This is a genomic window from Paraburkholderia caledonica NBRC 102488, assembly GCF_000685095.1.
GTDB lineage: Bacteria > Pseudomonadota > Gammaproteobacteria > Burkholderiales > Burkholderiaceae > Paraburkholderia > Paraburkholderia caledonica.
This window is the reverse complement of sequence record NZ_BAYE01000002.1, coordinates 355929-376912: the sequence shown is the minus strand read 5'-3', so window position 1 is coordinate 376912 and position 20984 is coordinate 355929. Positions and strand designations below refer to the sequence as shown.

Sequence of the window (20984 nt, the reverse complement as noted above, 5' to 3'; positions counted from 1 at the left end):
ATCGGCTGGCTGCTTCAGTCGATGCCGTGAAACACTGCGTCATCGGGGCCGAGGTATGCGGGCGGACGCCAGGCAGCGTCGCGCATGGAATGCTGCACGAGTTTTTCGACGCCGAGCAGCACCGCGAAGATCGCCATCCGCACTGGAATGCCGTTATCGGTTTGCCGAAAAATGGCAAGCCGCGAGTCGTGATTGAGATCGACGCTCAGATCGTTCGCGCCCGGCCGGCTGTCGCGCGGAAGCGGGTGCATGATGAGCGTATCGCTGCCGCACACGCTGTCTACCAAGGCCTGGTTGATCTGGAAGTCGGGTGTGTAGCCTTCGAACGATTCGTCAGTGAAGCGCTCTTTCTGAATGCGCGTGGCGTACACCACGTCGGCGCCACGCAGTCCGGTCGGCAGGTCGTGAGTCTGCTCGATTACATGTCCGTTACGCGAAATCTGCTCGATGATATAGCCCGGCATTTCCAGCATGGGCGGCGAAATCAGCGTGAACTTGATGCCGCGATATAGAGCCAGCAGTTTGACCAGCGAATGCACGGTGCGCCCGTATTTGAGGTCGCCGACGAGCGCGATATGCGCCCCGTCGACGATTTTGCCGAGCCGCGAGAACTCGCGCTGAATGGTGTAAAGGTCGAGCAACGCCTGGCTCGGATGTTCGCCGGGGCCGTCGCCGCCATTAATCACAGGCACATTGGTCGCGCGCGCAAATTCGGCCACCGAACCTTGCTCGGGATGACGGATCACGAGTGCGTCGACGTAGCCGCTCATCACGCGGCTCGTGTCGTAGATCGACTCGCCCTTGGCCATGGAAGAAAACGTGAAGCCGGTGGTGTCGCACACTGAACCGCCGAGCCGGCAGAATGCCGCGCCGAAACTCACGCGAGTCCGCGTACTTGCCTCGAAGAATAGATTGCCGAGTACCGCGCCTTCGAGCACCCGCGAAATTTTGCGGCGCCGTGCGATGGGCTGCATGATGTCCGCGACGCGAAACAAAGCCTCCACCGAGTCGCGCGAGAACTGGTCGACCGACAGCAGCTGTGGCTTGCCTTCCCACAGCATCTGGCTCGCGAGCGACTGCGAGTCTACGCTTTGCGTATATCTTTCGCCCGGCTCGCCATGCACGACGATTTCCGACACGAAGCGCTCGACAATCTCCGGCATGGCCCGCGATTCCTGCGAATCGTCGGGCAACAACCACGTATCGAGCGCCCGGCGGGAGACGCCGATGCGGCCCGCAAAGGTCTCGCGGGTCATGTTCAGGCGGCGCATGGCGTCGCGGAGAAAGGCTTGTTGCGGGACGCTCATGAAGGCACCTGTCGGAAAATGGCTGCGCCGGATATACGCAGTGCGTATATTAGTTCGCTTATCGTAGAAGTCAAGCCGTTTTGAGACGCGCTTTGCCAATCCGCGGCGGGCGCGGTTACACTGCGCTTCATGCGCCTTCGCCAAACACTCCGACTCTGCTCGTCGACCGCGACCCGGTCCGCTTTCGCAAGCGTAGCGAATGCACGCGCGCGCCGTTCGCTCGTTGCCTCGCAGAACGGCGAGCAGTTGAGCCGTGAGTTCAGCGTTAAAGCCAAAAAACAGCCGCTCATCTGACCGGAGCACGCTGTTCCGTCAGATGCGACGGAACGGCGGGTCAAGCGCTTCAGCGGTCCTTCCTGTCTTTCTCCTTCGCACGCTGCCGGAATCGATACGGTCGCTCATCGACGTAAGAGGAAAGACATGTCCATTTTTTCGGGTATCTGGGTTCCGCTCATCACGCCTTTCGCCGACGCCGCGGTCGATCACGCCGCGCTGCGCGCGCTCGTGCGCCGCTATGCCGATGCGGGCATAGCCGGGATTGTTGCGTTAGGCACGACCGGAGAGCCGGCTGCGCTCAGCGCCGCCGAGCAGGACGCCGTGCTCGCAACGATCCTCGACGCGGCGCAAGCGGGCGGCGTGCGTGCCGACGCAAGCACCGATGCCAAGCCGGCATTGCCCGTGATCGTCGGCGTGTCCGGCAATAACACGCAAAGCATGCGCGAGCGCATCACGCAGTTGAATTCGCTGCCGATCGCCGGCGTGCTGATGGCCGCGCCTTATTACATCAGGCCGTCGCAGGCAGGCATCGTCGGCCACTTCACGGCGCTTGCCGATGCGAGCGAAAAGCCAGTCGTGCTCTACGACATTCCATATCGAACCGGTGTGCGGCTCGAACTCGACACGCTGATGACGCTCGCCGCGCATCCGCGCATTCAGGCGGTAAAAGATTGCGCGGGCTCGCTCGACACCACACTCGCGCTGATCCGCGACGGTCGTTTGCAAGTGCTTGCAGGCGAAGACATGCAGATGTTCAACACAATGTGCCTTGGCGGCAGCGGAGCGATTGCAGCATCAGCGCATGTGCAGCCCGAGCGGTTCGTCGCGCTGTATCGCGCGCTTGCGGCCGGCGCGCTGGAGGAAGCGCGGCGCATTTTCCACGCGCTCGCGCCGCTGATCCACGCGCTGTTCGCGGAACCGAATCCCGCGCCGGTCAAAGCGATGCTCGCTTCGCAGGGCCTGATACGCGACGAACTTCGCCTGCCGATGACGCGCGCGAGCGAAAAACTGGTGGAGCGCCTCGCCGCATTGGAAACGGCCTGAGCGAAGCGGGCCGCCGCGGACCGCGTATTTGAGATGCTTCTTGCGGCGGCAAGGCGATAATCGGCGCCCTCTATTGATTACCGCCGCCGGCACCTGCCCGGTCGATGCCGAATGCAGTCAGTTGAGTTCGTCCGTTTCATGTCCGCTTCACGTACGACGCTAGCGCGCAATGCGCGGCGTCATGCGCGCATTGTGCTTATTTCACGGCGGGGGACGCGCTGATGTCGTCCGTGTTACGCGCACGCACTCGGCTCGCTAGCGGTTCCGTCGGCCTCGTCACCCGCCGTTTTGCGTTGGCGCGCGCGCTCGGCGCCGCCAGTGCGGCCGCGGTTCTTGCGCTGGTTGCGGGTATCGCGATCGGTGTGCGCTGGTCCGCGCACGATGCGTCTGGTATGCAAACCGCGAACCGTATCGAGCGCGATTATGCGATCGACCAGCTCGGTAAGCTCAATGCATCAATGGCGCAAATCGAGCCGCGCATTGCGCGCCTCAGCGCGCAAGTCGGCGCGTTGCGAGACTTCGAAGCGCGTCTGAATACACCGCGCTCAGCGCCGGTTGCGCAGGGCGCGCCGGTTACTGCATCACCCGCTTCGGGCGGCGATGGCGACGCAACCGATAGCGAAGGCGAGGGCGGTCCGTCTCTGCCGCCGCGCCGGTGTAGCAGCGTCATGCGGCACCTGGGTGCGCGCGCGGATGCAAAAGACACCGGCGAGCAGATCGATTGCATGGACGCCACGCTGCGTGCGCTCGAACAGCAGACCGCCGCGCACGCCATGGCTTATGCTGCGTTTCCCGGCCGCATGCCCGCCGACGGTGCGCGTTTCGGTTCGCCGTTCGGCAACCGCGTCGATCCCTTTACGCATCGGCTGAGTTTTCATCCGGGTCTCGACCTCGTCGCCAGAACCGGCGTGCCGATACTGGCCGCGGCAGGCGGCCGCGTGGTGCTCGCGGGCGAAAAATCCGGCTATGGCAACGCGGTCGAAATAGATCATGGCAACGGACTCATGACGCGATACGGCCACGCGTCGCGCATCGTCGTGCATGTCGGCGATCTGGTGCTGCCGCGCCAATATATTGCCGACGTCGGATCGACCGGGCGCTCGACGGGTCCGCATCTGCATTTCGAAGTGCTGGTCAACGGCGCGCCCGTCGATCCCGCGGCCTATCTCGCGCTTTTCGCCCCTGCATCTCATGGCTGATCCCATTCTGTCCCGCCATGCCGACGCTCTGACGCGTCGCGCTTACACGCTTGCGCCGGTGCGCTCTGTGCGTTATCGCATCGCCGTATGGGCGCTTGTTTGCGCGCTCAGTGCGCTCGCCGGCGGAGCTGGCGTGGTCATCGGCGTGACGCGCGGCAGCGGTAGGCCGCTCACGCAATGCCTTCCGGCTTCTGACGATCAGCGCACAGGGCAGATCGAGCTGGCCCGCGCGCGCCTTGCTTTAGCGCAGGAGTCGGCGGCGCGCGCGGCAGTGCAGAAAACGGCCGATAACGCCGCTGCCGACGTCGCGCGGCTCAACGAAGAATTGCAGTTCCTGCGTGGCCAGAAGAGAAGCGCGCCGCCCATGCAGACAATCAAGCAGCCACTCGCACAGACCGCCACGTCTCGCCGCTAGGCGCCGCTAGACGCCACTAGACGCCGACGCGGCATCGACATGATCCACGCGACACACCTCTACATTTCCGGAGTACTTATGTTCAGCAAGAAAAAAGCCGCGGGCATTCAGCAAACGAAGCTCGCCACACTGATCGCGCACGACGTGCGCATCGCGGGTGATCTTCAGTTCACCGACGGACTGCGCCTCGACGGTCACGTAAAGGGTAACGTCAGAGGCGAGCCCGGCGGCCAGACGCTGCTCGTGCTGAGCGACCGGGGATCGATTGAAGGAAACGTGCACGGTTACGACGTGATGATCAACGGCAAGATAGTCGGCGACGTGATTGCCGATCATTTCGTCGAGTTGCAGGTCAATGCGCATGTGACCGGCAACATCTACTATCAGCAATTGCGCATGGATTGCGGCGCGACGGTGGATGGCAAGCTCACGCGGCACGACGTCGCTCAGGCGACGGCCCCGCTTACCTCGATAGCCGACGTCGCGCGCGACTGACTCTGATCTCATCTACAGCAGCAACCGGCGCTGCGCTGGTTGCCCCGGTTGCGCCGATTAGCAGACCTCTGCCGTCGCCGCCGTTCCCCGCAGGAAATCGCCGAAGTCGTCCGCCGTCAGCGGCTTGCCGAGCAGGAAGCCCTGCATCTCGTCGCACCGCATCGCCTTGAGCATGTGCAGTTGCGACTCGGTTTCGACGCCTTCGGCCACCACATCCATTTCCAGCGAATGCGCGAGTGCGATGATCGCCGAGACGATCGCGCTGCCTTCGGCGCCGTGAGCATCGAGACCGTTGGTGAAGAAGCGGTCGATCTTCAGTTGCTTTACGCGAAACCGTTGCAGATACGCGAGGCTGGAATAGCCGGTGCCGAAATCGTCGATTGCTATTTCAAAGCCGCTTGCCTGGAATTCTCGAAGCATCTCGATGGTTCGCGGCGCGTCATGCATTGCCACCGTTTCGGTGATCTCGAACATGATCTGTTCGCATCTGACGCCCTCTGCCTTCACGATATCGAGCATGGTCGGCACGAGATCCGCCTGCAATAGCTGGCGCGGTGACAGGTTGATCGCCACCTTGACCGGCGGCAGGCCTTGCGCGGACCAGCGGCGAATCTGCCGGCACGCCTCGCGCAATACCCAGTAGCCGATCTGCACGATCTGCCCGGAGCGTTCTGCGATTGGAATGAATTCGAGCGGTGCAAGCGTGCCCAGTTGCGGATGGTGCAAACGGATCAGCGCTTCGGCACCGGCAAGCGACTCGCTCTTGCCGTCGAATTTGGGCTGGAAGTGCAGCGTGAAATGACGTTCGGCCAACGCCTCGCGCAACGCGTTCTGGATCTGCAGCGTGCGGGTCGCGGCTTCGTTCATGCTCCGTTCGAAGAAGCGGTAGGTGCTGCGGCCGGCGCGCTTCGCTTCGTACATTGCGGCGTCCGCATGCTTGAGCAGCGTGTCGACCGTGTCGCCGTCCTCGGGAAACAACGCAATGCCGATGCTTGGCATCACCTGAAGCGGTTGTGAGTCGGCCCATGTGTCGCGCCGCATGCGCTCGAGCACTCCTTCGGCGAGCGCGGCCGCGTCGTTGCGCGAAGCCAGGTTTTCCGACAGCACCACGAATTCGTCGCCGCCGAGGCGCGCGACGGTGTCGCCGGCGCGCACGCAAACCAGCAAGCGTTGCGCGAACGCGGACAGTACCTGGTCGCCGGCCGAGTGGCCGAGCGAGTCGTTGATCGTCTTGAAACCGTCCAGATCCATGAAGAGGATCGCGAAGAGCGAGCGTTGCCGGCGCGAGGCATGAATCGCTCGCTCGATGCGATCGGTCAGCGTGGCGCGGTTCGGCAGTCCGGTCAGCGTGTCGAGCGTGGCGAGACGCAGAATCTGCCCGTTGAGTTTCGACACCGCACCGACGAGAAAGCTCGTGCGCGCATCGAAACGCGACAGCAACAACGTGACGATCAGTATCGCGAACGTGAACAGGATCACCGAAGTGGCGAGCCATGCGGCATTCACGCCAGCCGCCGCGCCGCAGATCGCGTCTGCCGCGAACTCGGCGGCGGCCATGCCGGCGTAATGCATGCCGCTGATCGCGACGCCCATGACGAGGGCTGCGCCGAAGCGCTTGCGCAGCACGTGTCGTGCGTCGTCGTTACTGAGCGCGCGCGCCATCCACAGTGCGGCCGTTGAAGCGCCCACGGCAATCGCGAGCGAAGCAGCGAACCACGCCGGTCGATAGGCGATGCCGGGCGACATTCGCAAAGCGGCCATACCGCTGTAGTGCATGCCTGCGATGCCTGCGCCCATGAAGGCGCCGCCTGCCAGCAGACGCGTGGCGGTAATCCGAGCCTGAGTGGTGAGGCACAGCGCGAGATACGACGCGCCCATAGCCAGTGCGAGTGAATAGGCCGTGTCCGCGAAATCGTACCCGAGCGGAATCGGCAGCGAAAATGCCAGCATGGCCACGAAGTGCATCGACCAGATGCCGACGCCGAGCGCCGCCGCGCCGCCCATGCGCCAGACGTGCCGCAACCGCGGCGACGCCAGCACGAAGATGCGGCCCGTGAGGTCGAGTGCCGTGTACGACGCGAGCGTCGCCACGACAAACGACATTGCCACTAGCCAAGGGTTGTATGAGCTCTGCATGTGAAGTCCAACCGCAACGGAAAAGCGGCTGAACCTGTTATCGACACATCGGGACGTTTATTTAATTATTTTCAATATGTTAGTCACGGTGTCGTGCTCTGGCCGCGAGGCTTCCGGCCGAAAAGCCAGTCGCCTCGCGAGTGCCTGTCAGACGGTTTTTCCCGCAGCGGCCGGGAACGGCAAGTCGTAAAGCCGTTTGCCGGTGGCTGCAAAAATCGCGTTGGCAACCGCCGGCCCGACTGGCGCGACACCGGGCTCGCCGACGCCCGTCGGTGCTTCGCCAGACTGCACGATATGCACCTCGACTTTCGGCATTTCGGCGATTCGCAGCACCTGATAAGAGTCGAAATTGTTCTGCTCGACCTTGCCGTCTTTCAACGTGATCGCGCTGTGCAACGCCGCGCCGAGGCCAAAACCGATCCCGCCTTCCATCTGCGCCGCGATCACGTCCGGATTGATCGGCGTGCCGCAGTCCACCGCACAGACAACGCGCTCCACTTTCACGTTGCCGTCCTGATCGACGGAAACCTCGGCCACTTGCGCGACAAACGTCTTGAACGCTTCGGCGACGGCGATGCCGCGCCCGCGGCCCTTAGGCAACGGTTTGGCAGGGTCCCAGCCGGCTTTCTGCGCGGCGAGTTCGAGCACGGCACGCATGCGCGGTTCGTGCGCGAGCAGATCGCGGCGGAAAGCGAACGGGTCCTTGCCTGCGGCGTGCGCAGCTTCGTCGATGAACGCCTCGACCGCAAATGCCGTATGCGAGCTGCCGACCACGCGCCACCACAGCACCGGCACACCGGTCTGGGTGGTCGTCAGTTCGACCGAGATGTTGGGAATCGCGTAGGCCAGGTTGGCGGCGCCCTCGACCGAGGTCGCGTCGATCCCGTTTTTCACCATGACGCTCGCGAACGGCGTGTCGCCGAGGATCGACTGGCCGACAATCCGGTGCCGCCAGCCGACGAGCTTGCCGTCCGCTGTCAGCCCTGCGTCCAGTTTGTGGAAATACATGGGCCGATACAGGCCGCCGTGGATGTCGTCTTCGCGGGTCCATTGCAGCTTGACCGGCGTGCCGTTCGCGCCCAGCGCCCGAGCGATCGACACGGCCTCGACGATATAGTCCGAGCGCGTATTCGCACGCCGACCGAAGCTGCCGCCCGCATACAGCGTGTGAATTTTCACCTGCTGCGGATCGAGCCCGGCCGTGCGCGCGGCATTGGCCTGGTCGACGGTCTGGAACTGATCGCCGGCCCAGATCTCACAGCTATTGGCCGTGAGCTTGACGACGGCGTCGAGCGGCTCCATCGGCGCGTGAGCGAGATATGGGAACGAGTACGATGCGGAAATTTTCTTCGGCGCGCCTGAAAGCGCCTGCTCCGCGTTGCCGTCCTTGCGGGCGGATGCGCCCGGCTGCTCGGCGAGCCGCCTGTATTCGGCCATGATGGTGTCCGAGCTGCGCTTTTCCGCCTTCGAATCGTCCCATTCGACCTTCAGCGCATCGCGGCCCTGTTTCGCCGCCCAGAAGCCCTTTGCGACCACCGCGACGCCGCCCGGCACCTGCACGACCGACACGACGCCGGGCACTGCTTTCGCCGCCGACGCGTCGAACGACTTGACCGTCGCGCCGAAGAGCGGCGGACGCTGCAGCAGCGCGACCAGCATGCCGGGAAACGTGACGTCGAGCGTGAACTGCGCGGTGCCGTCGGTTTTCGGCGGCACGTCGACGCGCGGCAACCGATGGCCGATCAAACGGAAATCTTTCGGCGATTTGAGCGCGACCTTCTGCGGCACCGGCAGCCGTGCCGCGGCCGACGCGAGCGAGCCGTAGGTTGCGCTGCGGTTCGTGGCCGCGTGATGCACGCTGCCGTCGCGCGTCACGAGTTCCGTTGTGGGCACCTGCCATTGCGCGGCGGCGGCCGAGACCAGCATTGCACGCGCTTTCGCTCCCGCTTCGCGCAATTGCATCCACGAGTTCGCCATTGCCGAGCTGCCGCCCGTGCCCTGCATCGTGCCGAAGGCCAGATTCGCGTAGCGCTTTGCGTCGGCGGGCGCGCTTTCGACACGTACGTCCTGCCAGTTCGCGTCCAGTTCTTCGGCGACGATCGTCGCGATACCGGTGTACGCGCCCTGGCCCATCTCGACGTGCTTCGCGATGACGGTCACGCTGTTGTCGGGCGCGACCCGCAGAAAGGCGTTGGGTGCAAACGTCGCCTCGGGCATCGTGGCGGCGAGCGCGCGGCGGCCCATGCCCGCCCACTCGAAGCCGATGGTGAGGCCGATGTTCGCGCCGACGGCGGCGACGGCGCCGGCTGCTTTGAGGAAGGTCCGGCGCGACGGGCGCACTGCGTCGGTGAGATCAGATCCGGTCGTCATGGTCAGGCCTTCAGGGTGGCGGCGGCTTCGTGGATGGCCGCGCGTATGCGGGTGTAAGTTGCGCAGCGGCACAGATTGCCGTTCATCGCAGCGTCGATGTCCGCGTCGGTGGGCGTGGCGTTGTGTTCGAGCAAGGCTGTGGCCGACATGATCTGTCCGGACTGGCAGTATCCGCACTGCGGCACCTGCAACTTGACCCATGCGGCCTGGATCGCCTTCGCGGGCCGGCTTTCGATACCTTCGATGGTCGTGATGCGCTTGCCCGCGACGGCGGCGAGCGGCAGCACGCACGAACGCGTGGCCTCGCCTTCGAGATGAACCGTGCAGGCGCCGCATTGCGCCATGCCGCAGCCGAACTTGGTGCCGTGCAGGCCGGCGTTCTCGCGAATTGCCCAGAGGAGCGGCGTGGTGGGATCGGCGTCGAGCGTGACGTTCTTGCCGTTCAGGACAAACGATGTGGACATGGAACCTCTCCGTGGGGAAAGCCCGAACTTGGCGCCGGGTGTACGCGGCAGTGTGAACGACGGCTGGGCGTTCTGCTTACACAATCCTGCAAAAATATTGAACAATTCTGCAAATCCAACGAGCCGGAGGTGGCAGTCCGGCAGCGGTTGAGTATGCTCGCTTCCGTCAACGGAGTTCAATGCACATGAATCTGGCTTCTTCCGGGATGGATCCCTCGGCGTCGCGCGAAGCGGCACGCCGCGAACTGGCCGCACTCGTCAGCCGGTTCGCCCCAGTCGACGGCGCGCATCAGACGGCGATTCCCTCGCTCGCTTTCTACCGATACTCGGCGCCCGCCGATCTTGGCTGCGGCGTGACGAACTCCGCGTTCGTGTTCGCGGCGCAAGGGGCCAAGCGGGTCGTGGTCGCGGGGCAGGCTTACGACTACGATCATCTGCATTGCCTCGTGACGTCCGTCGATCTGCCGATGACATCGCAGGTCACGCGAGCGTCGTCCGAAGCACCTTATTTGTGCGTGAAGCTCACGCTCGATCTGCAGTCCATCGCGGAACTGGCGACCCAGTTGTGTCTGCCGGAACCGGGGGCCGTGTCGGCGGGCGAAGGCATCGCGGTGGGCTCGCTGTCCGCACCGGTTTTCGACGCGGCGCTGCGACTCGTGCGATTGCTCGATACTCCGGGTGACATTCCGGTTCTCGCGCCGCTCATCGAAAAGGAACTGCTCTACCGATTGATGACCAGCGAGCAGGGCAAGCGGTTGAGGCACATTGCCGTGAATGGGAGTCAGACCTACCGGATCGCGCGCGCGATCGAATGGATCCAGAATCACTACACCGAAATCTTGCGGGTCGAGATGCTGGCGCAAGAGGTGAACATGAGCGTGTCGTCGTTCCATCATCACTTCAAGAACGTCACGACGCTGAGTCCGCTGCAGTATCAGAAGCAATTGCGGCTTCACGAAGCCCGAAAGCTGCTGCTTGGACAGAAGGGCGATGTCGGGTCGGTGGCTGTCAGGGTCGGGTATGACAGCCCTTCGCAGTTCAGCCGCGAATATAGCCGGCTGTTCGGGGCGCCTCCGCTTCGCGATGTGGTGCAGTTAAGGCGCCGCAACGGCGTGGGATATGGCGAGTAGTTTCTTGGGCGTGCCGGCTCATGTTCAGCCCTTCAACTCGAAGATGCTGTCGATCTCGACGGGGATGCCCATTGGCAACGTGTGCACGCCAAGGGCGCTTCGCGCCGGAAGCTTGCTCTGACCGAACAACGTCAGCAGAAGGTCGCTCGCGCCATTGGCCACTTGCGGATGCTGCGTGAACGATTGTTCAGCACGCACGTAGACAGTCAGCCGGCTGCATCTGTCTATGTTGTCGAGCCCGCACGCCTGATCGACGCAGGCGAGGATCATCAGCATTGTCAGACGTGCGGCCTGCTGTGCCCTTTCGACAGACATATCGCCGCCGACAATGCCGACCAGCGGCTTGCCATCTTCGAACGGACCGAGACCGGAGACGTAAAGCTGATTGCCTGAAACGGATACCGTTCTATACGAGCCGAGCGGGTTGATCGGCGGCGGCAACTGGAGTCCCAACTGAGCGAGGCGTTCGGATACGTTCATGTGTGGCTCACGGTAATGTGGATTGACGAAAGAGGCGACTACAAGTTGCGCTTCGCCTCTTCGTCAGACCTCAGGCTACAGCGCGCCTCGTCCGGTGAACACCTGCAGCCAATCTTTTATTCCCGCTCCTGTTCAGCCATGTCGGTCGAGCGGATCGGGAAATCGCACTCCCGCATTCGCGGGCACGCAGTCGCCGCTATGCGGCGATGCGGCCCATTCGATTAAACACCGATCAACCACCGTCGGCCGAGACGCGCGCCGATTCACTTATCAATGCGCCGCTATAGGCGTTCTCGCTCGCCGGACTCGCGTGACGAGCCGCATGCGCGCGGCGCATTGGCTTCAGCACCAGCAGCGCGAGCAGCGCGGAGGCTGCCGCCATGCCGGACGCAAGCATGAAGACGGCATGCCAGCTGCCGGTTGCCGCCGTAATGACGCTGGTGAACGGCACGAGCAGCGCAGCCGTGCCTTTTGCCGTATAGAGCAGGCCCGCATTCGTAGCCGCGAATTTTGGTCCATACGTATCGCCGCACGTGGCGGGGAACAGGCTGTAGATCTCGCCCCACGCAAAGAACACGATACCGGTCAGCACGACGAACGCCACCGGGCTCTGGCCGTATTTCGACAGCGCCAGAATGCCGACCGCTTCGATCGCGAATGCAATGAACATCGTATTTTCCCGGCCGATGCGATCCGAGATCCAGCCGAAGAACGGCCGCGTCAAACCGTTCAGCACGCGATCGATCGTCAATGCGAACGTCAGCGCCGGCAACGTCAGCCCGAGCAACGAAACTGGAGAGTCGTGCAGGCCGAAGTCCTTTGCGATCGGTCCGAGTTGCGCGGTGGCCATCAGGCCGCCCGCAGCCATCATCACGAACATCAGGTACATGACCCAGAACACCGGCGAGCTGACCACTTCACGCGGGGTGGCGTTGTAGACCACGCGCTTGATCGTGTTTTTTGCGGTGGCGAGCAGGCTGGCCGGCGGCGCGAGCAAGGCAAGTCCGAGCAGGACGACGATGATGCCCTGGCCGAGGCCGAACGACAGGAAGGTCGCTTCGTAGCCGCTGCTCTTGATCATGTTTGAGATCGGAATGACGGTGGCTGCGGACCCCGCACCGAAACCGGCTGCCGTGATCCCCGCTGCAAGGCCGCGACGATTGGGGAACCACTTGAGCGCGTTGCCCACACAAGTGCCGTAGACCGCGCCCGCGCCGACGCCGCCTATTGCCGCCGCGATGTAGAGCAAGGGCAGCGACGACGCCATCGAGTTCAGCACCCACGCAATTCCGCATAGCAGGCCGCCCCCGACTACAACGGGACGCGGCCCGTACTTGTCGACCAGATAACCTTCAACGGGCACCAGCCATGTTTCGGTTACAACGAAGATCGTGAACGCGACCTGGATCGCCGCGCGACCCCATTGATATTTTTCGTTGATCGGATTGACGAACAAGGTCCAGCCGTACTGCATGTTGGCGATCATCGCCATGCAGATCACACCGAATACGAGTTGCACCCACGGTGACGCTATCCACGACGACGCTCCTTCCTGATGATCCGTTTTCATCACTGTCTCCTTTGGCATGCCTTGTCTTTTGATGGCGGTAGATGGCACCGCGACCGACCTTTAGACGTCGTGAAAGCGTTGGTCGAACCATACAGTATGTGATATATCAAGTAAGTCAAGCGAAAGAAACACTAGTCTCGTCACGCGAATTTCCTGATATGAAAGGGGAATGAAGGAATTGTGGCGACTCATGCGCATGAGTCAAAAAAAGCCCGCCGGCAATGCCGGCGGGCAGAGGGCATGCGGCAAGACAAGGCTGTTCGCCGCACTCCTGCTTTTATAGGTGAAAGTGTCCTGTAATGTTAGTTTTTTGTTTGTAGGGATTTCGATAATGCGCGACGCTCGCCGGACGCGGTACAAAGCTCGGTGCAAACGCGTCCATCTGCGAGGCCCGGGCACTGCGCTCACCACGCGCGCGGAGTATCGTGGACGATGCACGCGCCGCACTCCGGAGACCCGCCATGAACGAAGCTCAACGACTCGCCGCCTTGCGTATCGTCCTGATCGTCGTAGGTCTGATCGCCGTGTTCGCGTTCTGGCCGTTAATGATCCTGTGGCCGTCCGGTTGGGCCTGGCATAGCGGTCATTCCGACTATCCGCTGATGATGGTCGGCATCTACGCGACGCTCGGCGTGTTCTTGCTGAGGGCGTCGCGCGATCCGCTCAAACATCTGAGCCTGATCTGGTTCACGGTATGGTCGAGCGTCGTACACGGCGCAATCATGGCCGTGCAGTCTTTTGGCGTCGAGATGGACGGGGCGCGCCATCTCGGCCATCTGGCGGGCGATGTCCCCGCGCTGTTTATTGTCGCCGCAGTGCTCGCTGTGCTCATGCCTCGCGGCGACAAAGCGCGCGCGTTGCTGGCATGACACGGTAGTCGCTCATGTTGCCGCTCATGTAGCCGCTCATAGCCGTTCACCGCGCTACGCCCGACGCCACGTCGACATCACAACGACTGCGCCGAGAACGTATCGCACTGGCGGATATCGGCCGTCGTGAGGCCGCGCCGCAGCCACCGCTGCCGCTGCTCGCTGGTGCCGTGCGTGAATGCCTCGGGCACGACGCGTCCCTGCGATTGCCGCTGCAACCGGTCGTCGCCGATCGCGCCTGCTGCGGTCAGCCCCTGCTCGAAGTCGCCCGGTTCCATCAGCTTCGCATTCAACTGCTGCGCGACCGCTGCCCACACGCCGGCAAAACAATCCGCCTGCAATTCGAGCCGCACGGACAGCGCATTGGCGCGCGTCTGCGACATGCGCGCACGCGCCGCTTCGTACTTGTCGGAGATACCCACCACGTTCTGTATGTGATGCCCGACCTCATGCGCGATGACATACGCCTGCGCGAAGTCGCCGCCCGCGCCGAAGCGCTCGCGCAGCTCGCGGTAAAACGACAAGTCGATATAAACCGTGCGGTCTGGCGGACAGTAGAACGGCCCCATCGCGGACTGTCCCGTGCCGCATGCCGTGGGCGTGGCGTCGCTGAAGAGCGCGAGCTTCGGCGCCGGATAATCCTGATTCAACTGCGTGCGAAAGATATGCTGCCAGGTACGTTCGGTGTTGCCGAGCACGCGGCGCACGAAGTGACTGCCGGCATCTTCGGCGGGCGGTGCGTTTGTCGCACTGCGCTGCGGCGCGTTGCCTTGCAGCACTTGCGCACCGTTGATAATGGTCATTGGATTAATGCCGAAGAAGTACGACGCGGCCAGTGCGATCACAATCGTCCCAATGCCGATGCCGCCGCCCATCCGCATTCCTCCGCCTCGCCGGTCTTCGACGTTCTGGCTTTCTACTTCATCATCGAGGCGCATGTGCTTTCTCCATTGTGTCGCGCGACAAGCCGTGACGCATTACGGTCCATGCTCGCGAGGAAGCAGTAAGCATACCCGCAGGGCGTTTCTGTGAGCGGTCGCGCCCGCAAGAAAACCGGGCGTGTTTGTTCGTGCGCAGTGGTTGTCAAGCTTAAGACATGGTGAGCGCAGCGGCGAGCGCGGTTTCCACCTGCCGCCGCCGAGCGTTTGCCGCGGTGATGCCATGTGCAGCACAGCCGGTCAGACCGCCTTGGTGAGCAAGAACTGCATGACGTCGGTGCGGCCCTCGTCGAAACCCGCTTCGCAGTAAGCCAGATACAGCCGCCATGTGCGCATGAAAACTTCGTCGAAGCCCAGGGTGCGGATCGTGTCGACCTCCGCTTCGAACGCAAGACGCCAGCGGCGCAAAGTCTCCGCGTAGTCGCGACCGAATGACAACGATGCGCGCGCTGAGAAATGGTAGCGCTGCGCCGCGTCGATGAAACGCTGCGGGCTCGGCAACATTCCGCCCGGAAAAACGAACTCGCGAATGAAATCGCTGCTTGAGCGATACGCGGCAAAGTGCTCGTCGCCGATCGTGATGGTTTGCACCAGCGCGCGAGCCGCCGGCCGCAAACAGTCATGCAAAGTGCGAAAGTACATGGGCCAGAATTTTTCGCCGACTGCCTCGAACATTTCGATCGACACAATGCCATCGTACTGGCCGCTCAGCGTGCGGTAGTCGCGCAGTTCGAGGTGCACGCGCTCGCTCAAACCCGCCTCGCTCACACGCTGTTTTGCGAACTGCAGTTGCGCCGACGAGATTGTCACGCCATGAACATGAATTCCCTGGCGTGCTGCAAACATCGCAAAACCTCCCCAGCCGCAGCCGACTTCCAGCACGTGCATGCCGGCGCGCAATTCGAGCGTATCGACAATGCGCTGATATTTGGCCTGCTGCGCCGCTTCGAGCGTCCGCTCGAAATGGCCGTCGAATAGAGCACTGGAGTAGGTGAATGTCGGGTCTAGCCAGCGCGCGTAGAACGCATTGCCGAGGTCGTAATGCGCGTGAATATTGCGCCGGCTACCCGCGCGGGTGTTGCGCCTGAGCCGGTGGCGGAGTCCATACCATAGTTGGGCAAGCCAGTTGCCATACACGGTGCGCTGCAAAGCATTCTGGTTGCGGATTGCTATGCGCAGCAGCGTGACGAGGTCGGGCGTATCCACCCAGAGCGCGCGCCAGGCGTCCGCGAAGCCGATGTCGCCTTTGCGCAGGATCGCGCCGCATGCCCGCCAATCGCGCAATTCGAGCCGCGCGCGCGGCGTGCCATGGGGATCGCCGAAGGTGCGCTGCTGGCCATCGGGTGTAACGACGACCAGATGTCCGGCCTGAATCCGTTCGAGCAAAGACAGGAATAAGCGCGCCGACGGCGGCGGGGCCTCGTCACCGCAAACGGTTCTCGAAAGCGCCATGGATGAAACTCCTCATTTGGACGAAATGGACTGTGCAGTGCAAGACGGTTTCGCAGTTCACGACTGCGTCGATGACTTGTCCGCGACGGGATCAGGCACAGGGCGTTTTCCATGGAACGGCACCTTCTTTATCGCCAGACGCAGCGCCTGCCAATGAATGCGGAACACCACGCCGAGGCACAGGAACGGCTGACGCGCAAGCGCCGTTAGCGCGCTTGTGCCTGTTAGCGGAACGAGCGCTCCATGCAGTGCCGTGCGAATCAGGAGTCCCTGCGCGTCGTGGTAATCGATGGAGATCGATGTGTTGCCGCGCGTCTCGCCGACACGAAACACGTAGCCGCCCTCGACACGGCAAAACGGCGATACGTGCAGCACCTTCTTGCAACGCAGAACGGTGGTGCGCGTGATTACCTCGCGATCAGGCGCATGCAGCAAATAACAGTGGCGCTCGCCAAACGTGTTGCGCACCTCGGCAAGCAACGCTCGCAGGCCGCCATCGCGGTCGTGGCAAAACCAGAATGCGATCGGGTTGAACGCGTAGCCGAACAAGCGCGGGAATGCTTGCAGCCAGATGCGGCCGTCCGCTTCGTGGAGGCCGGCGGCACGTAGTTGCGCCCGCATCCATATCGCCAGGTCTCTGCCGTCGCACGGACCGTGGTCACGGCGGCGCAAGCTGAGCGGCCGGTGACGATCGACACCGAACCACGCATTGCCGAGCGAGTCGAGCCGATCGAGGTCGACGCGCACATAGAACGCCGGATAAACGAAGCGATGACGCTTCGGCCGCAGACGCTCATGCATGATCTTGCAATTGAGCAGCCAGGCGGATGGCTCCTGAATAGCGGCGGCGCTCGCGCTGCCATGCGCGGTGCCGGGCTTCACAGCTTTGCCCATGCAGGAGACGAGTCGAAATCGGCGGCCACACGCAGCGCGGATTTCAGACCGTCCTCGTGAAATCCATAACCGGTCCATGCACCGGCGAACCACGTGCGTCGCTTGCCCTGCAGCATCGGCAGACGTTGCTGCGCGTCGATCGCGCCGAGATTGAGGAGCGGGTGATCGTAGACAAAACGCCGTAACTCGGTACCCGGCGCAGGCGGGGTTAGTGGGTTCAGCGTCACGATGAGCGGCGTCGTGAAAGGCAAGCGCTGGAGCTGGTTGACGAGGTAACTCACACACACTGGCTGCGTACCGTCGTGGCAGCGGCTGCCAAGGTAATTCCATGCCGACCAGACGCGCTGACGCCGCGGCAGCAGACTCGTGTCCGTGTGCAACGCCGCCACGTTGGGCCGGTAAGCGATTGCGCCGAGCACGCGTCGCTCGTCGGCATCGGCGTCTTCCAGCATGTGCAGCGTAGTCGGCGCGTGTGTTGCAAGCACCGCTGCGTCGAAGTGCTGCGTGCCATCGTCGGTGAATATGTCGACGCCCTGGTCGCCGCGCCGGATGCCTCGCACCGGGGTTCTGAGCCGCACGTCATCGAGCGTTGCGGCAATCCGCTGCACGTAACTTCGGCCTCCGCCGATCACGGACTTCCACTGCGGTCTGCGATTCACCTGAAGCAGCGCGTGGTTCAGACAGAAGCGCAGGAAAGTGCTGGCGGGAAAAGCGAGTATGTCGGCCGTTGCGCTCGACCAGATCGCCGCGGCCATCGGCAGTAAATAGTGACGCTGGAACGCATGGCCGTAGCCGCCCATTGTCAGCAGTTCGCCCATCGACACGCGTGTTGCCGTGGCGATTTCCAGGTTGCGCTCCGCGCTGCCGTTGAAGCGAAATACATCGCGCAGCATGCCGATAAAGGTCGGCGAGAACATGTTGCGCCGCTGAGCGAATAGCGTATTGAGATTGGTGCCCGCCCATTCGAGGCGGCCCTTGTCGAGCGAAACGGAAAAGCTCATATCGCTGGCATGCGACTTCACGCCCAGTTCCGCGAACAGCGCGATCAGGTTCGGATAGGTGCGATCGTTGAAGACGAGAAAGCCGGTATCGACGGGATGACTGCGCCCATCGAGCCTGACATCGACGGTATTGGTGTGACCGCCAAGGTAGCCTGCGGATTCGAACAGCGTCACCCGATGGTTGCGCGCGAGCAGATAGGCGCTCGCAAGGCCGGCAATACCCGCACCTATGACCGCCACGCGTGAGCCTCGCGTCAATGGGGCGGTCCTCCTGGCCTGACTCATGTGCGCATCTCCCGATCATGGGACGCGCGTGGCTATTGGAAGTTGAAGGGGATTGCGCGTCCTCGGGCAGAGTTACGAACGACGAGCGAAACCGGATGCAGCATGTGAGTCGAATTGAACAAAAGCACGCGGTAAGCCGAGATTTGCGTCATGCAAGGCGTCCATCCGATCCGCTCAGCCGTAGATAGGGATTCACGACACGGGAGCAGGAGGTCCCTTCATGCTTGATACGCGGCCTTCGTTAACTGGCAGTCCAAATGTCAGGCCGACTGCCAGGCCGACTGCCAGCCCAACCGCCAGTCCACCGCGACCGCGGCTGTCGATGCTATATTGCGCGAGGTTAATTCGTGAGGGCGATGCACGCCACTACCCGCGCATGAATGATAAGTCGAATAGCGCAGACAACGACGAACCGATCTCGCCTACGCAGGCAGACCCGGACGGACGCGGCAATGACGCGCAGCGGCGGGCGCACCTGAACGGATTGCTGCAGGCCACGGCGCACGGCAATCAAGCCGCTTTCGCCGAGTTGTACCGTCTTGCGTCGAGCCGGGTGTTTGCCGTCATCTTGCGCATGACACACGACCGCGCCGAAGCCGAAGATCTCTTACAGGACGTTTTCACTGCCGCCTGGCGACGCGCCGATGTGTTCGATCCCGCGCGCGGCGGCGCGATGACCTGGCTGGTGACGCTGGCGCGCAACCGCACGATCGACCGCTTGCGCCAGCACCGCGAGGCACCGCTCGATAACGAGTCCGCCGAAGAACTCGTCGACGAAGGGCTCACGCCGGTTGCGCTTGCCGAGGCGAGCGAAGAGCGCGTGCGACTCGAGCGCTGCATGGAGCAGCTTGGACCGCAGCAGCGCGGCGCGGTCCGCGAGGCGTTCTTCAGCGGCATTACTTATAGCGAGCTGGCTGCTCATCTGAGCGTGCCGCTCGGCACATTAAAAAGCTGGATCAGGCGCAGCCTGATGCAGCTCAAGACCTGCCTCGAGCGATGAATACGCCCGCAGAAAACGAATCCGAACTGCGCTGCGCAGAATATGCGTTGGGTGTCCTCGACGCCGACGAACGCCGCGCGCTCGAAGATGACGTGGCCGCCGACCCCGTGCTTGCGTCGACTCTTGTGCGATGGCAGAACCGGTTTGCGCCGTTTGCCGAAGACCTGCGGCCCGTGGCCGTGCCTGCGCGCGTGTGGACTCGCATCCAGCGCGATCTCGGCTTCCTGCCGGCGCGTTCGTCAGACCCGGACGCCGCGCGCGGGCAGGGCTGGTGGAACAATTTGGATCTGTGGCGCTTCGTCGGCATTGGAGCGAGCCTCGCGACACTTGCGCTCGTCGCCGTGAACCTGGTCTCGCTGCGCGAGGCGCCGCGTCCCGCGAATGTCGCCGTCAATCCGGTGCAGGGCTATATGGTCGCGACCATCGCGCGCCCGGATGGCGTCGCCCACTGGACAGCGACGGTCGATCTGCTGCGTCGCGAGATGGTCGTCGTGCCGGCCGTCAAACCGACGTTCGCCGCAGACCGCGCAACCGAACTGTGGCTCATTCCGCCGGGCGACAAACCCATCGCGCTCGGTGTGTTTCCGGCTGATGCACCGGCGCGCATCACGCTTGCCGACGCCGTCGTTGCGCAACTGAGCGCACGCGCGGTGCTGGCCGTCTCGCTCGAACCGCTGGGCGGGTCACAGACGGGGCAGCCTACCGGGCCGGTCGTTGCCACGGGTCAGGTCCGCTCGGGCGTCTGATACGAAGAGAGCGGCGCGTTGCATCCGTTCGACCGTGGCATCCGTAGATTCCGTTATTCGTCGCTTCGGAATTCTGCATGCCAGTTGCCGCCACCCTTGCGCTCGCATTCGCGGGCCTCGTCATAACGTTTGTCGGTGTCTGGGTCGTTCAGTTGCGTACGCGCAATGCGGGGATGATCGATCCGGTCTGGGCAGGCACGCTTGGCGGTGTCGCGGGTTTCGTCGCGGCGGCCGGGCCCGGCGCGTCGCTGAACCGCGTCGTGGTTGCGGTCAGCGGAGGCGCGTGGGGCCTTCGGCTCGCGGTGCATCTCTGGCGCCGTAACAGCGGACACGCCGAAGACGCCCGTTACGCCGCGCTACGCGAGCGCTGGGGCGCCGCCGCCGCGCGCAACATGCTGGCGTTCTTCCTGCTGCAAGCGGTGATCTCGATGGTGCTGTCCATTGCATTCCTGGTGCCTTCGTACAGCGAGGCGATACCCTCGTTCGGCTTTATCGTCGCAGCACTAGTAATCGGCTTGACGGCGCTCGCAGGCGAGGCTGCCGCCGACCGTCAACTGCGCCGCTTCGTCGCCGATCCGGGCAATCGAGGCCGCGTCTGCACTGTCGGCTGGTGGCGCTACTCGCGACATCCGAACTACTTCTTCGAATGCCTGCATTGGTGCGCCTATGCGGCGTGGTCGATCAGCCTGCCGTGGGGTTGGGCGACGCTCGTGCCGCCCTGCGCGATGGCCTGGCTGCTCATGAAGGTATCGGGTGTGCCGATGCTCGAAGCGCGACTCGTCCAAACCCGCACCGGCTACCGCGAATACATGACGACGACGAGCGCGTTGGTCCCGTGGCCGCCGCGCGTGGGCGCCCGCGAACGCGGAACCGGTCTGGATTCGGACGACCGACACTCGAAGAGGAACTGAGA

The 20984-nt window shown here is 63.3% G+C and carries 18 protein-coding genes and 1 pseudogene; 9 read left to right on the top strand and 10 right to left on the bottom strand.

Annotated features, from left to right (window positions below; all coding sequences use genetic code 11):
• Positions 1-14 precede the first annotated feature (14 nt).
• The gene (locus tag BCA01S_RS05510; protein WP_027776072.1) at positions 15-1307 is read right to left on the bottom strand and encodes an aspartate carbamoyltransferase; all 1293 of its coding nucleotides are present in this window, start codon (positions 1305-1307) and stop codon (positions 15-17) included.
• A gap of 420 nt (positions 1308-1727) precedes the next feature.
• Here BCA01S_RS05510 and dapA point away from each other — a divergent pair, with 420 nt between their 5' ends.
• The 4 genes from dapA to BCA01S_RS05485 all read left to right on the top strand — a co-directional run bounded on the left by dapA (position 1728) and on the right by BCA01S_RS05485 (position 4736).
• The gene (gene dapA, locus BCA01S_RS05500; protein WP_027776071.1) at positions 1728-2627 is read left to right on the top strand and encodes a 4-hydroxy-tetrahydrodipicolinate synthase; all 900 of its coding nucleotides are present in this window, start codon (positions 1728-1730) and stop codon (positions 2625-2627) included.
• Between the two features lie 221 nt (positions 2628-2848).
• Complete coding sequence (locus tag BCA01S_RS05495) at positions 2849-3826, top strand: M23 family metallopeptidase (RefSeq protein WP_027776070.1); 978 nt, start codon at positions 2849-2851, stop codon at positions 3824-3826.
• Complete coding sequence (locus BCA01S_RS05490) at positions 3819-4241, top strand: hypothetical protein (RefSeq protein ID WP_027776069.1); 423 nt, start codon at positions 3819-3821, stop codon at positions 4239-4241. Before BCA01S_RS05495 ends, BCA01S_RS05490 begins: the two co-directional genes overlap by 8 nt.
• Before the next feature lie 78 nt (positions 4242-4319).
• A complete protein-coding gene (locus BCA01S_RS05485) occupies positions 4320-4736 on the top strand; it encodes a bactofilin family protein (protein ID WP_027776068.1) in 417 nt (138 codons plus the stop codon).
• A gap of 57 nt (positions 4737-4793) precedes the next feature.
• Here the strand turns inward: BCA01S_RS05485 and BCA01S_RS05480 are convergent.
• The 3 genes and pseudogenes from BCA01S_RS05480 to BCA01S_RS05470 all read right to left on the bottom strand — a co-directional run.
• A pseudogene (locus BCA01S_RS05480) lies at positions 4794-6875 on the bottom strand (putative bifunctional diguanylate cyclase/phosphodiesterase); the annotation flags it as partial.
• 144 nt (positions 6876-7019) lie between these two features.
• On the bottom strand, positions 7020-9242 hold the full coding sequence (locus BCA01S_RS05475) for a xanthine dehydrogenase family protein molybdopterin-binding subunit (protein WP_027776066.1): 2223 nt from the start codon (positions 9240-9242) through the stop codon (positions 7020-7022).
• Between the two features lie 2 nt (positions 9243-9244).
• Entirely contained in the window at positions 9245-9706 is a 462-nt protein-coding gene (locus BCA01S_RS05470) for a (2Fe-2S)-binding protein (protein WP_027776065.1), read from the bottom strand.
• A 185-nt stretch (positions 9707-9891) separates the two neighbouring features.
• On the opposite strand from BCA01S_RS05470, the gene BCA01S_RS05465 reads away from it, so the two are divergent.
• On the top strand, positions 9892-10836 hold the full coding sequence (locus BCA01S_RS05465) for an AraC family transcriptional regulator (protein ID WP_027776064.1): 945 nt from the start codon (positions 9892-9894) through the stop codon (positions 10834-10836).
• 24 nt (positions 10837-10860) lie between these two features.
• Here BCA01S_RS05465 and BCA01S_RS05460 read toward each other — a convergent pair whose 3' ends face one another.
• Both BCA01S_RS05460 and oxlT read right to left on the bottom strand, forming a co-directional pair.
• The gene (locus BCA01S_RS05460; RefSeq protein ID WP_027776063.1) at positions 10861-11316 is read right to left on the bottom strand and encodes a RidA family protein; all 456 of its coding nucleotides are present in this window, start codon (positions 11314-11316) and stop codon (positions 10861-10863) included.
• Positions 11317-11548: 232 nt separating this feature from the next.
• A complete protein-coding gene (gene oxlT, locus BCA01S_RS05455; protein WP_027776062.1) occupies positions 11549-12886 on the bottom strand; it encodes an oxalate/formate MFS antiporter in 1338 nt (445 codons plus the stop codon).
• 461 nt (positions 12887-13347) lie between these two features.
• Between oxlT and BCA01S_RS05445 the strand changes: the two genes are divergently transcribed.
• Entirely contained in the window at positions 13348-13755 is a 408-nt protein-coding gene (locus BCA01S_RS05445; protein ID WP_027776061.1) for a DUF6632 domain-containing protein, read from the top strand.
• Positions 13756-13832: 77 nt separating this feature from the next.
• Here BCA01S_RS05445 and ypfJ read toward each other — a convergent pair whose 3' ends face one another.
• The 4 genes from ypfJ to BCA01S_RS05425 all read right to left on the bottom strand — a co-directional run bounded on the left by ypfJ (position 13833) and on the right by BCA01S_RS05425 (position 18325).
• A complete protein-coding gene (ypfJ, locus tag BCA01S_RS05440; RefSeq protein WP_027776060.1) occupies positions 13833-14693 on the bottom strand; it encodes a KPN_02809 family neutral zinc metallopeptidase in 861 nt (286 codons plus the stop codon).
• 240 nt (positions 14694-14933) lie between these two features.
• Positions 14934-16145 (bottom strand): SAM-dependent methyltransferase, encoded by a 1212-nt coding sequence (locus tag BCA01S_RS05435; RefSeq protein WP_027776059.1) that lies wholly within the window; start codon positions 16143-16145, stop codon positions 14934-14936.
• Positions 16146-16202: 57 nt separating this feature from the next.
• Positions 16203-17039, bottom strand: a complete 837-nt coding sequence (locus BCA01S_RS05430; protein ID WP_027776058.1) for a DUF1365 domain-containing protein — start codon at positions 17037-17039, stop codon at positions 16203-16205.
• Positions 17024-18325: an NAD(P)/FAD-dependent oxidoreductase gene (locus tag BCA01S_RS05425; protein ID WP_042317992.1), complete on the bottom strand. Its 1302-nt coding sequence runs from the start codon at positions 18323-18325 to the stop codon at positions 17024-17026. Before BCA01S_RS05425 ends, BCA01S_RS05430 begins: the two co-directional genes overlap by 16 nt.
• A 376-nt stretch (positions 18326-18701) precedes the next feature.
• Between BCA01S_RS05425 and BCA01S_RS05420 the strand changes: the two genes are divergently transcribed.
• From BCA01S_RS05420 to BCA01S_RS05410, 3 genes are all read left to right on the top strand, one after another.
• Positions 18702-19325 carry a sigma-70 family RNA polymerase sigma factor gene (locus BCA01S_RS05420; protein WP_027776056.1) on the top strand — a complete coding sequence of 208 codons (624 nt, stop codon included), beginning with the start codon at positions 18702-18704 and terminating at the stop codon, positions 19323-19325.
• Entirely contained in the window at positions 19322-20071 is a 750-nt protein-coding gene (locus tag BCA01S_RS05415; protein WP_027776055.1) for an anti-sigma factor, read from the top strand. Before BCA01S_RS05420 ends, BCA01S_RS05415 begins: the two co-directional genes overlap by 4 nt.
• A 77-nt stretch (positions 20072-20148) precedes the next feature.
• Positions 20149-20982, top strand: coding sequence for a DUF1295 domain-containing protein (locus BCA01S_RS05410; RefSeq protein WP_027776054.1), 834 nt, complete (start codon positions 20149-20151; stop codon positions 20980-20982).
• The last annotated feature ends 2 nt before the right edge of the window (positions 20983-20984 follow it).